The organism is Ralstonia sp. 25C (genome assembly GCF_051904805.1).
Lineage (GTDB): Bacteria > Pseudomonadota > Gammaproteobacteria > Burkholderiales > Burkholderiaceae > Ralstonia.
The window spans coordinates 1209539-1224513 of sequence record NZ_CP196738.1 but is presented as its reverse complement, the minus strand read 5'-3'; the positions used below and the strand labels follow the sequence as shown (position 1 = coordinate 1224513).

13 protein-coding genes are annotated in these 14975 nt (G+C 56.4%); 5 read left to right on the top strand and 8 right to left on the bottom strand.

Annotation, left to right across the window (positions count from 1 at the left end):
* Positions 1-20: 20 nt before the first annotated feature.
* Positions 21-806, top strand: coding sequence for an alpha/beta fold hydrolase (locus tag ACS7SF_RS23965; protein WP_439892981.1), 786 nt, complete (start codon positions 21-23; stop codon positions 804-806).
* A gap of 114 nt (positions 807-920) precedes the next feature.
* Here the strand turns inward: ACS7SF_RS23965 and ACS7SF_RS23960 are convergent, their stop codons facing one another.
* The 5 genes from ACS7SF_RS23960 to ACS7SF_RS23940 all read right to left on the bottom strand — a co-directional run bounded on the left by ACS7SF_RS23960 (position 921) and on the right by ACS7SF_RS23940 (position 6725).
* Positions 921-1565: a hypothetical protein gene (locus ACS7SF_RS23960; protein WP_439892980.1), complete on the bottom strand. Its 645-nt coding sequence runs from the start codon at positions 1563-1565 to the stop codon at positions 921-923.
* An 86-nt stretch (positions 1566-1651) separates the two neighbouring features.
* Positions 1652-1990 (bottom strand): TetR family transcriptional regulator, encoded by a 339-nt coding sequence (locus ACS7SF_RS23955; RefSeq protein ID WP_439892979.1) that lies wholly within the window; start codon positions 1988-1990, stop codon positions 1652-1654.
* 79 nt (positions 1991-2069) lie between these two features.
* Positions 2070-3947, bottom strand: a complete 1878-nt coding sequence (locus tag ACS7SF_RS23950) for a tyrosine-type recombinase/integrase (RefSeq protein WP_439892978.1) — start codon at positions 3945-3947, stop codon at positions 2070-2072.
* Positions 3940-5559, bottom strand: a complete 1620-nt coding sequence (locus ACS7SF_RS23945) for a hypothetical protein (RefSeq protein ID WP_439892977.1) — start codon at positions 5557-5559, stop codon at positions 3940-3942. Before ACS7SF_RS23945 ends, ACS7SF_RS23950 begins: the two co-directional genes overlap by 8 nt.
* Complete coding sequence (locus ACS7SF_RS23940) at positions 5556-6725, bottom strand: tyrosine-type recombinase/integrase (RefSeq protein WP_439892976.1); 1170 nt, start codon at positions 6723-6725, stop codon at positions 5556-5558. The genes ACS7SF_RS23945 and ACS7SF_RS23940 overlap by 4 nt, the downstream gene beginning before the upstream one ends.
* 751 nt (positions 6726-7476) lie before the next feature.
* Between ACS7SF_RS23940 and ACS7SF_RS23935 the strand changes: the two genes are divergently transcribed.
* Entirely contained in the window at positions 7477-8061 is a 585-nt protein-coding gene (locus tag ACS7SF_RS23935; protein ID WP_439892975.1) for a hypothetical protein, read from the top strand.
* Complete coding sequence (locus ACS7SF_RS23930; protein ID WP_439892974.1) at positions 8039-8347, top strand: hypothetical protein; 309 nt, start codon at positions 8039-8041, stop codon at positions 8345-8347. Before ACS7SF_RS23935 ends, ACS7SF_RS23930 begins: the two co-directional genes overlap by 23 nt.
* Before the next feature lie 44 nt (positions 8348-8391).
* Here ACS7SF_RS23930 and ACS7SF_RS23925 read toward each other — a convergent pair whose 3' ends face one another.
* Complete coding sequence (locus ACS7SF_RS23925; protein ID WP_439892973.1) at positions 8392-9813, bottom strand: hypothetical protein; 1422 nt, start codon at positions 9811-9813, stop codon at positions 8392-8394.
* 289 nt (positions 9814-10102) lie between these two features.
* A complete protein-coding gene (locus tag ACS7SF_RS23920) occupies positions 10103-11443 on the bottom strand; it encodes a DnaB-like helicase C-terminal domain-containing protein (RefSeq protein ID WP_439892972.1) in 1341 nt (446 codons plus the stop codon).
* A gap of 294 nt (positions 11444-11737) precedes the next feature.
* On the opposite strand from ACS7SF_RS23920, the gene ACS7SF_RS23915 reads away from it, so the two are divergent.
* Together ACS7SF_RS23915 and ACS7SF_RS23910 are read left to right on the top strand one after the other, a co-directional pair.
* Entirely contained in the window at positions 11738-13126 is a 1389-nt protein-coding gene (locus tag ACS7SF_RS23915) for a pentapeptide repeat-containing protein (RefSeq protein WP_439892971.1), read from the top strand.
* Between the two features lie 102 nt (positions 13127-13228).
* A complete protein-coding gene (locus tag ACS7SF_RS23910; protein WP_439892970.1) occupies positions 13229-14050 on the top strand; it encodes a hypothetical protein in 822 nt (273 codons plus the stop codon).
* Between the two features lie 147 nt (positions 14051-14197).
* On the opposite strand, the gene ACS7SF_RS23905 is transcribed toward ACS7SF_RS23910, so the two are convergent.
* Complete coding sequence (locus ACS7SF_RS23905; RefSeq protein WP_439892969.1) at positions 14198-14587, bottom strand: hypothetical protein; 390 nt, start codon at positions 14585-14587, stop codon at positions 14198-14200.
* Between the last annotated feature and the right edge of the window lie 388 nt (positions 14588-14975).

Here is a 14975-nt window from a genome sequence, read left to right as displayed (position 1 = left end):
ACAACGTGCGAGAGCGAATCATGAAAGTCTCCCGGAGCCGGTGGCTCAACTCTGCTGCAATCTTCGTCGGGCTCATGGTGGGCCTCTTCACCCTGACAAGCGAGGCAAAGGCAGTGCGTAACCCGATCCGAAATATCGTCCTGGTGCATGGCGCTTTTGCCGATGGCTCCAGTTGGACAGAGGTCATCGCAGCTTTGCAGCGCAAGGGCTATCACGTGACCGCCGTTCAAAACCCGCTCACCTCTCTGGCGGACGACGTGGCAGCCACCCGCCGTGTTCTGGCGCGGCAGTCGGGCGATGTCATTCTCGTGGGGCACTCCTATGCGGGCGCCGTGGTGACTGAAGCGGGGAACGCAGACAACGTCAAGGGCATTGTTTACCTCTCTGCGCTTGTACCGGACAGCGGAGAGTCCGTGTCCGATCTGCTCACGCGTCTGAAGGCGCCCATGGATGGGCTGAAGCCCGATGGGGAAGGCCTGATCTGGCTCGACGATCCAGTCGCCTTTCGCCAAGTGATGGCTGGCGATGTGGCTGAGCCCCGTGCACGCGTTCTTGCGGCTACGCAGGTGCCCATTTCCGTATCCGCGTTTGAAGGCAAGGTCTCTCATGCGGCATGGCACGACAAGCCAACGTGGTATCTCGTTACCGAAGAGGACCATGCGCTCAAGACGCCCGTGCAGCGCGAGTTGGCCCAACAGATCAAGGCTCGCGTGACGACGGTGAAATCGAGCCACATGTCGTTGGTCTCACACCCGGCCGTGGTGGCTAACCTGATCGATCGCGCAGCTAAAGACGCGCAACATTGAGCCTCTGCGGGGCTGCTCGCAAGCTTGCTGGCTCGGGGTACGGGGGGCCTGCTCGGCCATGGCGGGATCCATATCTGCGCCGCCGTGCCCCCCGATGGCGGACGAACAGACCGCCTACGCCGCCTGCAACCCCGCCATGGCTTCACGCACATAGCCGATCAAATCCGACCCCATCCACGGGCTGGCGGATAGCTCAGGCTCCCGCTCCATCGCCAGACGGATCTTGGCCTGCGTTTGCGGATCATCGCCGGCATAGGAGCGGAACAGCTCAACCCACTGCCGGGCCAGCAGTTGCATCTCCGGAGCATGCGGCGGCGTGCCCTTGGCCAGATGCTGGCGCACTTGCGCAATCAAAGTAGGCCACTCGTTGGCGCGCTTACCGAAGTTCTCGCGCATGTATTGCAGTTCTTGCGGCGACAGGTACTTCGCATAGATCGTCAGCTTGGTTTCGTTTGCCGCCTCCATGATGAAGTCGAGCATCGCTAGGCTGATGCCGGTGCGGTCCTGCAAAGCCGGCTCGTTGATGTGCATCGTGTGCAGCTTGGCCGTGAGGATCGGGTCCAACGCGGCATCCTGAGCGAGCAGCGCCATCCATTGCTTGGCCAACGCCTGCGCCTCGCTGCTGCGGGAGGCTACCTGGCGCGTCATAGCATCCTGCACGGTCGACACCAACGCTGCCCACCGCTCATGACGGGCCGTATCGGCATCCATGCGTTCGGCGCGGGCGCGTTCTTCCTGCGAAAGATATTTGTCGTACATGCTTTAAGATTGGTGCGTAAATTTACTTCGCACCTAAGCGACTGAATGCAAAGAGATTTCTTCTAAGTAAAGAATTTCTGACCCTGCTAGCGCTTCCGTCCGAAATCCCCTTTTGTCACCTTGTTTTCTGCGATGGCTTTGCACAACGACATCTCGATGCGCATGGCTTCATTGACTGAGGCAAGCCTTGTAATTTCCACAAGTTGGCTGTCGATCAGCTCTCGGAGCTTGCGGTTTTTCTCCCGCTCTTGGGTCAAGAGATCGGCCTTCTTGTTGCGTTGTTGTCGGACCGACATACCGATGATCGCCCGCACCTGTTCGGCGAAGTCAGGGTAGCGATTGTTCAGCAAGGGGGCCGAAACCCCAGCCTCGTCCGCCACGGCTTTGAGCGTGATTTTTTCGCCGTTGCGTTGCAATCGCGACAAGGCTTGGTTCAGTTCCTCAAGCGTACGCTTGCGATTTCTCGTTCTAGGCGGTGCATCCGAAGCGTCTAAAGTTGATGCCTTAGCCGTGCGCGGTCGTAGCATCCTTACCATCCTCGTCAATCTCAAGCCCCAAGTCCCTCAAGATCTTCGCAGCTTGCACGAGATCCCTCTCAACTCGCTTGACCGCCCCCGGCCCGAGCTGTGCCGCATCCGTTCTGAGACTCTGAAGGTGGCTGTAGGCTTCCTTCCAAATCGGCAGGAAGCGACGGTCGATCACACCATTTCCACAGTCGCCGCAGTTTCCCTTTTCGTAGATGCCGGAACCGCCACAACCCTCGTCTTGTGCAAGACACCATGAATGACCAGTCGAGCGAATGCTGACTCGCATCGAGGCCTCTGTCAGTAGCTCTTTGCGGCCAGGGAAGTCATTGGCCCGCATCCCCTTAATCTTGCGGGCTGCACCACCGGCCAACGGCTCATCCTTCTCGAGCCACTGCGCCACCACTCCAGCCTTGTAGATCGTCAACTCACTCAAGAGGTCGTCATACAGCGCTGCGTCCTGCCGTGGATTCGCAGCATACAGTTGCGTCATGTCGAGACTCGCGTGCTTGAACTGCTCCTTAAGGAAAAGCATATCCCCCAGGCGATGCCGCACAAAGGTGTAGGCGTATAGACGTCGCATTTGATGGGAAGCGAGTTGCCAATCGGTACCTGCTGCTCCCGCGAATCGTTTGAGTGCGCGACCCGCTGCGGGAGTAGACAGCGCTGTAATCCTAGAGAGCGGCCTAAAGGCTTTTGCAAAGAACAGCAACTTCACGTTGCAGCGAGCCAAATGAAGCCATTCGAGCTCCTCTCGCGTATGTCGTGCACGCTTGGCCGAACAAGCGGCAATCTCCTCGGACAACCGCTGCCTATAAGGTTCCGACCAACGCTCCAAGATGCGCAGGATGTCGTGCCCCATGGCTGGCATCAGATATTCCACACGACCTTTCTTGGTTTTGTACTCTGTGGCAGAGAGCCAGTGGAAAGTGATTCCATTTTTCACCTCAGTCCGTCCAGCCCCGCACTCTATGCTCGACAGCTCGCTGCAACGCATGCCGGTGAGTACACCGATCAGGTAAAAACCTGCGTCCCGGATAGCGAGAATCTCCGGATCCTCGAACAAAGGGCGAAGCCCTTGATCGCGAGCATCCAGCAGCTCCTCCGCGCGGTTTAGGATGGACTTGGCATGTCGAAACAATACCCGTGCGACATCCGGCGGTATCAGTGGGGTCAGCCCTACCTTGGGGCCGTTACTCTGTTGTCCCGCATGCCCACCAACTTCCCTAGCGCTGGAGCCAGGCCAGGGGTGTATCTGCAGGGTGCATGCATGCTCATCGCGAAACACGTACAGCAGTTCGAGGGCTAAAAAGCCGGCAGCCAATGAGCCTGATTTAAGTCCCTTCGCTTTCTGGATACGAACGTAGTTTGCGATGTGCAGGGGCTGAACATCGCCGAACGATACGAGGCCGAGCGAGGCGACATAGTTGCAAAAGAGCCGCAGGGGTCGCAGAACACTATGTAGGGTACCAACAGCTCGTGTAGGCCCCATTCGGCCGACTTTCCAGTAGGCGTAAAGCACATTTTGGCAGGCCTCGCGATACGCCTCTGGGATCTTGCTCCAGTCCAGACGCGTTTCACTACGAACGACATTTTTTGCCTTCACGAAAGGCCACATCTCCCACACAAGATCACCGACACGCGCCACTACGACAGTGTTGCCGACATCATCAAGCACCGCACTAATGACCACACTGCTTCGCACGTCAGGCGCTAGCCCGGCCAAGGTTACCGGTTGATTGGCCAATAGCTCGTGGGCCATATCGATGGCCTGGCGTGCGAAGTGTCTCCTCTTCGCCTTGTTTGGAGCTTCTTCTACGATGGCGGCCGTCGCGGCAGCTTTTCGTGGTCTAGTCATCCGTAGTCTCCACGTCGTTCAAACGATACGCTGCCCAGAACGGTAGAGGCTCAGACTTGGCGCGAGCCTTCGCCGCTGCTACTACGCCGACATCGAACTTGTCGGCAGTGAAGCGGTCGATCAGATTCATGGTGTTGCGGAACTCTGCTTGCCAGTCCGCAGTTCGAGCGCGCGTTATCTCTTGGTCCAAGAACCAGTAGAAGGAAAAGAGACGATGCAGATCGTCGGGCGAGCCGACGATCGTGTAGCTGGTGCAAGCAAAGCAAGACAGGAAGTCGTCGCAAGGCCTACCGTTCTTGGGCGCCCTGTCGCCGCTGTAGGGATCTTTGCAGCGCCCTGTCGGCGACTTGCCAGGCAAGACGGAGGACGCGCCGGCATCGCTCGGACCTTTCTCGTAGATCTCAGCTAGCGCCTCTCCAACAAACGTGGCGTTTTCGCGGATTTTCTCCGTGCAAGCGAGGTAGTGGTTGTCTGCCACCGTTGGATGGTGACCCATCAGCGCCGCAGTAGCGATCAAGTCGCCACCAGAGAGCGCCCACAAACGTTGCTCCAATGTCTTGCGCAAGCGGGAGAGGTTAAGGCGAAGCGGTTCGCCATCATCCCCACGCAGGTCGCGGCGCGCGATCAAGGTGGAGATGCCGAGCGCCAATCTTTGCCCAGTCAACGCAACAACGCGGCCAAAATTTCTCCCAGCTTCTGCTCTGTATAGCCACAGCCTGTCCTGACGCTCGACCTTGGCCTCAGCCACTAGCGATTCGGAAGCGTCTCTTACGCTGCGAATCAGCGCAACTCCATCCATTGGAATTGCCAGAGAATTGGCCTCTTCCCGGGAGTAGCGTAGATTCACGAGCTTTGTGGCGTTGCCTCTCCGCTTGAATAGTTCCAATAGCATCAAGTTTGGTAAGAAAGGATGCCTCCGAAGACAGTCCCGCCTAGCCTCGAGAAGAGGAGTGGGATTGGCTCCGGTACGGATGGCTACCGCAAGAACCATCACAACTAGTGCGGCGCTCTCTGAGCCTTCGAAACGCTTCTCGCGGATCGCGACCAATTCGTCGCGCAAGACATGCGCCAGACGCGACCGCTCTGAGTGAGACAGTGCCGTGGCTCCGTTCATTTGACTGCGGCTGTTTGGGAAGGGATTGGCGGGGAAGAGGCCCTTTTGATCAGTGATGGCCCCGCGCCTGACCAGAGCTTCTAGTACCGATTTTGTGAAGACGTAGTGATTCCTCTGGTTGCCGTAGGCCCAGTCTTTCTGCTTGAGCCAGCCGACATAGAGACGTAGGTGGCGCGGGTCCATGTCCTGCGGTCGGATTGGCTCTCCGGATTCCATGATGAACTCGAATAGGTACCTCAGCCCGCCCGCCGCATAATGAAAGATGGTGAGAGGTGAGAGTTCTCGACCAGCTATAAACGCGCGTAATTGGTCAGCGCAGGCTGTAACCCAGGCATCGATGCCTTTTCCCAACCAGCGCCTTAGATCGATGTTTCGGTAGCCGTATGGGTTGTCCGGTAGTCTGATGAGCGCACTGGCAACTGGGTCGGCTGACCTGTCCTCTGGAGTGAGAACAATGGCTGTGGGTGGCGGAGCGTTGAATTGCTTCCTCTTTCTCATTCCAGACCTTCTGATGACGAGTCAAGCAAGAACAGCTGATCGATCTCGTCCTCATGAGCCAGTATGAGATGCCCCTCCAGTGAGTTGACGAGGTGAAGATAGTCAGCGGTAGTCGATACGTTGGCGTGCCCTAAGCGATCCCTCACATAGAGCAGAGGCTCGCCCTCGAATGTCTCGCTCTTGCGCAAACTCCATAGCAAGTAGGTGGCATAGCTGTGTCGTAGCATGTGCGCCGTGACCCGGAAGCCCACTCGTTTGGACAAAGCTCGAAAGATCCCTGCGATGCTGTCCTTTTTATAGGGTGCCCCCTCCTCAGTTAGGAATAGGTGAGGAATCTCTCGCCTTTCGTCATCGGCATCAGCGCGGCGCTGTCGATGTCGCAACGAATACGCCCAGAGCTTTTCCATCAAGTCATACGGGACGTCAACGCCCCTGGGCACGGAGTTCTTGATCTCCATCGCCCTTGGATCGAGGTAAACACGAATCTTCTGGCCGGGCAGAAGGTCTTTGCGTCTCGATGGATCGAACACGTAAGCGTCAGGGAAGGTGCGGCATTCACTCTGCCGCATTCCAGTCCTTACCATCAGTTCGAACATCATGCGATGTGTGGTGTTCGAAAGCGATTGGTGGCACTCAACGATCTGCTCGGTGGTCAAGAACCGAATCATTCGACGCTTCTCTCTGAGCATGACCTTCGGACTCGCCAGCATGCTGTCTGTGGCGTCGGCCTCAGCACGGAATCGCGGCGAGCGGGTGTTCTGGAGCGCATCATGGTCGAACGGAAGACGATCGATGTGTCCCCTCTCGACGGCCCACTTATAGAATCGGACAACGACGCGTATACGTTGATTGATAGTGCTGGCGTCTAACTCCAACGTTCCTCTCGACCACTCTCGCCATGCATCTATTGCACTCGGCATGCCTGACGGCGGGGCAAGCGACCATTCATGGCTGTTGTTCATGGAGAACGCAAAAAAGTCGTAGATTGCTCGACCATAGTTCTCCCAAGTCCTCTTGCTGGAGATGCGGCCGGCCGTCGCAAGCAAATCCCATAACCAATCTTGAGCTGGCTGTATTGAGGCACCGTCATCACCTATGAGCAAAGGGAAGCCCGTATAGGTACGACCTGCCGCCACCAAGTTGTCGTCTGCCAGTACGAACCTCATCGCAGGCCTTTTGTGAAGCGCGTGTCGAGGAATAGGCATCCTTGTCAACCCGCACTTGCAAGCGACAATGGATGTTTAACGTGGCTGATTATAGGAAACACCCACTTATCAGACGAAGAACTAGAAAGAGAGGAAAATCAATCAAATTAATAATAAAAAGAATATTTTTTTGATCGAAAAATCAAAAACTCTGCCACCAACTTGGTTTTCAATGTTGATTTCACTAATTTTTTATGATGGGGGAAGTAAATTTCCGTAGGGGCCGAAGTGACGGCTCGGGAAAATGTGCGCCTTTCTGCACCAAGCTTTTTTTAATCGAGCCTGATTTCGCACGTTAAGTGCCGGGACGCTCAACAGTTAACCCGCATTCAAGCTGCACCTGGTGGGGCCCGCCAGTAGCCCAAAGACGCCGAGTCGGTTCCTTAGAAACTCCACCTCGTCCTTTCTGCGATCGACTAGTATCCAAGGACACCGGTGCGCATTTGGGCGGAGCACGTCATGTCCTGGGAACACAACCACTATCAAGCGGTCTGTCGTGCCTGCGGACACCAAGGGGAGTGCATCCGGTCGTCAGATGATTGGAATCGCTCCAAGACCACCTATTCCGGCTTTATCACTGTCGCCCCGGGCGTCACCGAGGTAGGCCGAAAGCGAGCCGCACCGGGCGATCAGCAGCCGCGCTGCCCGCGATGTGACAGCGCGGACATCGAGGTGGGTGCGTATATCAAAACGACGTAGGAGTGAGCGCAGGATGGCACCGGCCACACGTTCCGAACTTATGGCGACGCAGCCAAGCCTGCACTCTATCCAGTCCGTGCTGCGCGAACGCATCGTCGAACATGTCTTTGTGGGCGAAGCGCTACGACGCCTTTGGCAGCGCGGCGTCACGGATGTGGAGGTACTGCGTTCGGAGTTCGACGCCGGCGGATATGACCTGGTGCTGAGTCGCGGCAAAGGGGTTCGTCATCTGCAGCTCAAGTCCATCGTGGAGGGCGGCAAAGCAGTCAGCGTCGTGGTCAATCTGAAGCTTGCGCAAAAACCCAGCGGTTGCGTCCTTTGGATCGTGGTCGACAACGCTTTGAACTTGCGCTCCTATCGCTGGTTTGGCGCCAAACCAGGAGAGCAGCTTCCAGACTTGATGGACAGCCCACTGGCCCGGCATACGCGCGCAACGGCCACCGGCGTCAAGCAGCCGAGAGCTGAGCATCGGGTGGTCCATCGGCGCAGGTTCGAAGTCCTCGACAACCTTGATACGGTCTTGGAGCGCCTGTTTGGAGCACTGCCCACCAGGCCGGCCGACGATCGGAACACCGATGACATTGCCGCTGTGCAGTAACGCCGAGTCCTTCGGGCGCGCGCTGTGTCGGGCCCGCGCACGATTAGTCACTGCGCGGCGCAACCGGAGCGACAGTGACTTCGATGATCATTTCGAACTGATACTCGCAAAGATCGATGCCTTGCTCGACATGACGCAGTCCGGCGCCGCGGAATCTGAGTGGCAACAATGCGCCTTGGATCTCAACAACGTCATCCTTGCCAGTCGGATCGTCGACCCCGATCGCGAGACCCAAGACTGCCTAGACTCGACTCGTAACGCGCTGCACCATGTCGGCCTCCTTTGAGGCGCCAACCAAACGCCGAAGTCCACCCACCATCCCCCGAGGCGTCAGGGAACGTTGAGTGCAAAGACTGGTACGCAAGCCGCTCCGGTTGGACCTATACCTGTACTAATTCGCTGCAACAGTCCATCCGGGGTCTGGGACATGCCGTTATCCAAATAGAACTCCTGACCCGTTACAAGTTTCCCATTAAAGCGATATGCGCACGCTGCGTTATCGGCGCTTAGTGCGATGGCATTCAACTTCCCAAAGGCTAGATCGACGGGTCGGATCGGGCGCTCTATGACGATAGGTTTCAACGTTTGATAGTCGACGTAATACGTCACTGTCGTCGAGTCCGCACCGTCGAGGTGGCGATAGACCACCACCTTGCGCCCACCTTCCAATATATCGAAATCTGCGGCATAGCCACCTTGTCGCAGCGCGTAACTCCACCCACATTGTCCCGAGCATGCATAGCGAACACCGACGACCCGTTGGTCATTCGCCAAATTGATCTCCCGACTCCAATCGCAAGGACTGTGCGTCCGGCAGCCTGCGGTGGTCACAGAGACGGAGGTCGTTTGGATGGTGCCATCGGGTGCTTGCCCACGGATGATCTCTACCCCCTCAAGCTTGCCAGGCTTCTTTGGGAGAAGCGTGACCTTGAGCGGCCAGGACGAGGTCTGGCTATGACGGCAATTGAAGAGCAACCAACAGCGTTCTGACAGTGATGCGTTGACCGTCACTACGAGGTCGGCGGTCTTCACCTTGTGATCATCAAACGCCCCGTTCAACATTGCCGCGGGTACACGCACGTTTAGAGTGTACGGAGGCACGCGTACGACGTTCTGATCATCGAGTTGCCTACCGTCAACAGAAACGCTGACGCGATATTCATTGCCAGTGGTGTCCTGGCCGAATCCTAGGCCGGTGAAAGAGAACTGGAAATCGCTACCAAAGAACGGCTGTGTTAGACCCTTTGCCGAGTTCATATAGGCATAGGTCTTATGGGTCAAAGGCAGTCGATTGGTTAGATCAATCAGGTTGAGGTTAGCAACTTCAAGCACAGTCACAGCCCGGTCAATTGGCCCCGACGCGCTGCGCACCATCGTATTGAGTTGGGTAAAGAATTCGCGCTGGCTGTTGTCTAGATTGTCAAACAGCATGTCCTGCTGACCGCTGAGCATGATGTCAGCATTCCGGATGGAAACACGGACCTGGTTTCCCATCGCGACAACGAGTGCGTTGCCACTATTTTCGCCCGTCTGAATGAGCCGTGTGGCCGTCTCCTCGAACTGATCGACAATCTTTCCAACAGTCACACCAGCAAGTAAGACTTCTGCCACCTGCGCTCGCGCTGCGGTGGGCAGCAGCAATGCAATGGTGCATGCCAGCATGCCAGCTGCAATTTGCGCACGACGCCAGAGCGGGACAGAGGTCAGTTCACCAGAGCACGTGTCTAGCCTGCAAACGAACGGTGTTGCCATGACCCCCCCCTGTGGTGTTTTCGTATGCCGAAATGTAGTTCTTGCGCGTTGGAGGTACAAGGTTCTCGCAGGGGGGATCGAGTCCTACTTGTGGATGTGAACATCTAATGTGCCGAGCACATTGGATGTTTCTCGGTATAGGCAGGTACCTCGGACGGTTCTCGGTTGCCCGCATGCCCCCAAGCACCGTGGACCGATTTTTACGCTGTCGTTAGATCTGGCTCAGGGTCGAGGTCCGGCACCTCGGAGATTTGGGTGGGATCGCGGCAGTAGCCAACTTGGGCCAATCTCACCCCATTTCACCAACGAAGTTGCGAAACGCTCCCGTCGCTGAATCTCTGGAGACACGTACTGTGGCAATCGGACCGTGGTTGTTCCGAGCCACGATGATTTCTGCTGTGCCCTTGGCCTCGCCGTCCGGGTTGTAGAACTCATCTACATAGAGAAACAAAAGGACATCTGACTCTTCGGCAAACTCGGCCCACTCGGCGAGATCGGACAGAAACGGTCTTTTATTGGGCCGCTGCTCTGCTGTACGACTCACCGAGGTAGTTACCAAGATGCAGCAATCTAGGTCGCGCGCCAACCGCTTCAAGAACCGGGCAACAGGCCCGGATCGCGGCTGCGCGGTACCCTCATGCTCAATGAAATGTAGCGAATCAATGACGAGCAGTGCTAGCGCGCCATACTTTTCACGAGCGTTTCGACAACTCCTTTCAAGAGCCTCCAGCGATAAGCGAGTCGTGTCGTCCAGCAGCAATGTACTCTCGGACAACTTCTGTACCGCGTGCACGAGTGCCGGCCAATCGGAATCGCTCAGGGATCCACTTGCCAGCCTCATGAAATTCAGCTTACCGCCGACCGTAAGCAAACGCTCCGTAATTTCGCGCTTCGAAGTTTTTGTACTGAAAATAGCAACCGGCAAGCTGATCCCCGCGACCGCGCTCGCTATTGTCAGAGCGAGATTTGTCTTTCCCATCGCTGGCCGCGAGGCAAGCGTGATCAACTGTCCTCCACGGAGGCCGCCGGTTAGCCTGTCCAGATCAGTGAGCTGAGTAGGTATTCCCTGCAGCTCAAGATCGGACTGATAGAACCGATCGATTCCCTCTACATACTCCGTAAGTGATTCTTGCAGCGAGGTTAGTTCAGCGGGTTCGTCTCGGCGGCGCTTCCTGCCTCGCAACTGCTCCGCGACGGCACGAATTCCCTTGGTAACGTCAAGCCATGCCAAGTCTTGATTCGGCCAAATCGAGACTGGTTCTGCGTCTTTTGGCAACCCCTGGATAGCCATGAACGGTAATCCATTGACGTCTGCTGGACGCACGAAAATCGGGATCAGCACGGCGGATTCGTCTTGGTGCCGATCCAACGCAATAGCCAGTTCTTGCTCCATACAATAGTTTGATGAGGTGAAGCTCGGGCTCACCAGCAGTAAAACGATGTCGGCCGTCCGGATGTTCTTGTCAATTTCCTCCGCCCAGCGATCTCCTGGGAGGATCCGCCGATCCGTCCAACTCGCTATAACCCCATTCCGCCGAAGCGTTGACAAATGTTCTTCGAGTGCCTCGCGAAAGCTCTCATCCTTGTGCGAGTAGCTGATGAAGACGCTGATCGGGTTTTCTGATTTCATGGTAAGCGCCGCATTGAGGTCCGATGAAGGACTGCGCCAGAGTGCAAAATGTCCAGACTAAAAGATGATAGCGTCCGAACGTGGGCGAATTTCGGTAGCAACAATTTAGCTTCAGTTGCGGAACAGAGTGGGGCTGTGCCATCGAAGGACAGGCTCAAAGAGCTAATGGACTCCCAGTGAGATGCAACACTCAAAGGCTCTGCCTCGGCGTTGATGTGCCTGGCGTAAGGCAAACGCTTTGCACAACGCTGGGCCAGTTTTGCATGAGTAAAGCGAGCGCTGCATCATCAGGTTATGGAGGCGTTGCCCAAGACCAATCGCGCACACCTCGCAATCATCTTCTTACATGTGAACCTCATAGACCTGCCGCTCAAGATGAACGAAATCCTCGTGTCTGCGATCCCGCTCCTGGTACCCGCGGTCTTCTTCGGAATCTTTTTATACGTTCTTTCATTGGGCCCTGCACAGAATATTCCAGGCGTCGACAAGCGCGCCGCCAAGCGGCTTTATCGGGCTGGTGTGAGGTGGCACACGCCGGAGGAGTTGGCGATCCAGTATCTACCGAATAAACACCTGTGGTCCGTCGTTGACCGAGGATATACGGACGGCAGAGGCGCGCAGCTTGCACAGGTTCTTCGCTGGCATACGCCAGCAGGAGCAGCGGCGCGGCAAGCCGTCACCAACGCCATCTTGACCGCATCACAAATGGCTCGCGCGCAGTGTCACGCAAAAATCCAGGCGGGCAACCACAACGTGCATGTTGCGGTCGACCTTCAGACCGTTTCCTTCGTCCACAACGGGACGACCCAGTTGGTTCACGATCTTCAGACCTTGATCCCGACCGGTCAGCAGCTCAGCGGACAAGCCAATCTAATCGGTATTCCACTGACCGAGCTGACCGCGGATCTCGTGATTTTAGGCAATGCGTGCTTTGCTCAAGCCACCTTTCGCCGCTGCAATCTTGGTCAAGTGGTCTTTCAGAACTGCAGCTTTGTTAGAGCCACGTTCGATTCCTGCCGCCTTGGTCAAGTGCGATTTGTAAACGCTTCGGTTAGCGGCGTGGATTTCGCGAATTCGCGCATGAACGCGATGCAGTTCGATGATGTGTCGGTGCCCGGTGCGATCAAATTCAACGCCATAACGTACGCCCAAGTCGTGAAGTTCGTATGGGAATGCATCCGGTACAAGGATGGTCGCTATTTCGCACCGACAAGTTGGTTCGATCCCATTTCCGTGGATGTCCATGGGCTAACCCGTCATGACAACGCTCCATTTCGCGACTACGTCCGCTGGTGTGAGGTCAACCTGGGGAGATTCCGATCGGATACGAATATTGAGAAGAAGGTGCCGATCTTTCCGGTCATTGCTGCCGTCACCACGAAATTCTGGTCGTCGTTTTCTGCGTTGTTCTTGACGATCGCCATTACGATCTCACTGTTCTCCGCGCTCTTCATCACACTCAACGAGCAATTCGGCATCGGCGAAAAAGCCACTGCCTGTGCGATCTTTGATCTGATCGAGTTCAGCTTCAAGACGTTCGTCAATTCCGGTTTTAGCGATGTCAAGCCGCTACGACCGCTGGCACGGGTTCTGACAATGGCCGAGGCCATGCTCGGCTATCTGAGCCTGGGTGCCTTGATCTTCCTGCTCAACAAACGCATTGAATCGATGCGCTCAAGCTAGCTCCCAAGAGACATACAAGTCCAACACCGCTGCGAACATGCACCCGCTCCTGCCCGCGTGCGAGAATTGCCGCCACTGGACACCACGCGGGGGAGTGCTTGGATGGGTAAGCAGCGAGAGCTGTACAAAAGTTGGAAGCGAGCACGTCAGCAGCTAGACGAAATATTCCAATACGCAGAACATTCAGTCCTGATCCACTATTCCTGCGAGAGCTTCTACGACCGAACCGACCCACATTCGCCACGTGTAACGTCAATCGCCATCCGCAATCTGGAAAACGGCCAGACAAAATCGTTCTCGATTCACCTGGTCGCGGACCGCAAAGGCTTGCTCGATAGCATCGAGCAACACTATGACGTTCTCGAACGGGTGATGTTGGAAGACTTCTTCCAGTCCGTGCGGGAACGACAGCACTGCCGTTGGGTACATTGGAACATGCGAGATGCCAACTACGGCTTCGAAGCTCTGGAAAACCGCCTTCGTGCACTGGGTGGTGAGCCGGCAGCCACTGTCCCAGAGCTCAAACGAATTGATCTTTCTCGACTCTTCGTAAGCCTGTACGGCACGAGCTACATCAACCATCCGCGCCTGCAAAGCCTGATGCTCAAAAACAGCATCACGCCGAAGGACTTCTTGAGTGGGCCTGAGGAAGCTGAGGCGTTCGAACGAAAAGAATTCTTGCGACTCCATCAGTCAACCTTGAGAAAGATCGATGTCTTGGCAAATCTCGCTGGACGCGCCCACGCCGACGACTTGAAGACACTTTCTTCTTGGTGGGAGCGCAATGGCCGCTCAATAAAGGCATTCGGCGAATTGATTCGAGAGCACTGGCTTATCGGAGGGGTAGTCGTCCTCCTCGGGTTGGCTGGTTCGGTCACACGAGCTTGGACATGGATTGGGCCTCTCATCGGAATCACGAGTTGACGTCGAGACGCTCCAATGCAGCTGCAAACGTCGCTCGCACTCTCCGTAAGATGCGTACTCGCGAGCAGTCCCGCCCAGTTGACGAGCTCATGAGGTCAGTGCCGCCTCCCCGCAGTTAGCGAGCATCGATCCTTGGCGCGTGGTCGCTCAGACACCTTGAATACTAAGGGCAGCGACGCCGGCACCAAAGCAGAACGCGATCAAACTCACACCGCAAGCGCCCATGGTCACCCGGATTAGGCGCAAGTGGTCGCCGACTGGCGCACGTCCTAGCGCCTCGTTATACAAGACGTTCTGGGTCCAGTACGAGAAGATCATCGCGAATGCGTCGAACAGCAGACCAACAATGAAACATGCAATGGCTGTACGCAGCGCATGGACGGGAAGAATCCTCACCATCTTGTCGGCTGCAGCAAGCATACCGGCTGCAGCACCTCCATTGAGGAGGGCCAGGTACTTGTAGACCTCCATCGAAATGGTGACCATCGACTTGTACGTCTCAATCTTGTGCTCGCGCTCGAATTCTGGGTCAACCATGTGAGTACCTCGGAATCACATTCGTAGATCGAAGAAAAAGCGAAATCGACTCGCCTCCGCCGGCCAGGGTGAATGACCTTTGGCTCTTGTTTTCTCAGAGACGCAGCTGCAGGCTCATCACGTCCCCTGCCCGCGCCGGGGCACTTTCGCGTACAGCAGCAAGGATGCATCGATCGGCGCCTTGTGGCCTGGAATTCAGGGCTATCCGGCCGAATTCCGATATTCGGCCTTCATTCAAAAAGAGGAAGGTCGGACGCATTTTTCCACCATAAACCGGCTTGTCACTGAACCTCCTCCAAGAATCTGACTACCCCCTATCCACCTTCTCGGTAGCCAGTCCGAACTCGGCCTTGAATGTGCTGACACGACTCTTGCAGCTGCTCTGCGG

Excerpts from the sequence above, each read along its gene's own strand:
- ACS7SF_RS23965 (WP_439892981.1), top strand. The coding sequence starts at position 21 with ATGAAAGTCTCCCGGAGCCGGTGGCTCAACTCTGCTGCAATCTTCGTC.
- ACS7SF_RS23960 (WP_439892980.1), bottom strand. The coding sequence starts at position 1,565 with ATGTACGACAAATATCTTTCGCAGGAAGAACGCGCCCGCGCCGAACGC.
- ACS7SF_RS23950 (WP_439892978.1), bottom strand. The coding sequence starts at position 3,947 with ATGACTAGACCACGAAAAGCTGCCGCGACGGCCGCCATCGTAGAAGAA.
- ACS7SF_RS23945 (WP_439892977.1), bottom strand. The coding sequence starts at position 5,559 with ATGAGAAAGAGGAAGCAATTCAACGCTCCGCCACCCACAGCCATTGTT.
- ACS7SF_RS23940 (WP_439892976.1), bottom strand. The coding sequence starts at position 6,725 with ATGAGGTTCGTACTGGCAGACGACAACTTGGTGGCGGCAGGTCGTACC.
- ACS7SF_RS23935 (WP_439892975.1), top strand. The coding sequence starts at position 7,477 with ATGGCACCGGCCACACGTTCCGAACTTATGGCGACGCAGCCAAGCCTG.
- ACS7SF_RS23930 (WP_439892974.1), top strand. The coding sequence starts at position 8,039 with ATGACATTGCCGCTGTGCAGTAACGCCGAGTCCTTCGGGCGCGCGCTG.
- ACS7SF_RS23925 (WP_439892973.1), bottom strand. The coding sequence starts at position 9,813 with ATGGCAACACCGTTCGTTTGCAGGCTAGACACGTGCTCTGGTGAACTG.
- ACS7SF_RS23920 (WP_439892972.1), bottom strand. The coding sequence starts at position 11,443 with ATGAAATCAGAAAACCCGATCAGCGTCTTCATCAGCTACTCGCACAAG.
- ACS7SF_RS23915 (WP_439892971.1), top strand. The coding sequence starts at position 11,738 with ATGGAGGCGTTGCCCAAGACCAATCGCGCACACCTCGCAATCATCTTC.
- ACS7SF_RS23910 (WP_439892970.1), top strand. The coding sequence starts at position 13,229 with ATGGGTAAGCAGCGAGAGCTGTACAAAAGTTGGAAGCGAGCACGTCAG.
- ACS7SF_RS23905 (WP_439892969.1), bottom strand. The coding sequence starts at position 14,587 with ATGGTTGACCCAGAATTCGAGCGCGAGCACAAGATTGAGACGTACAAG.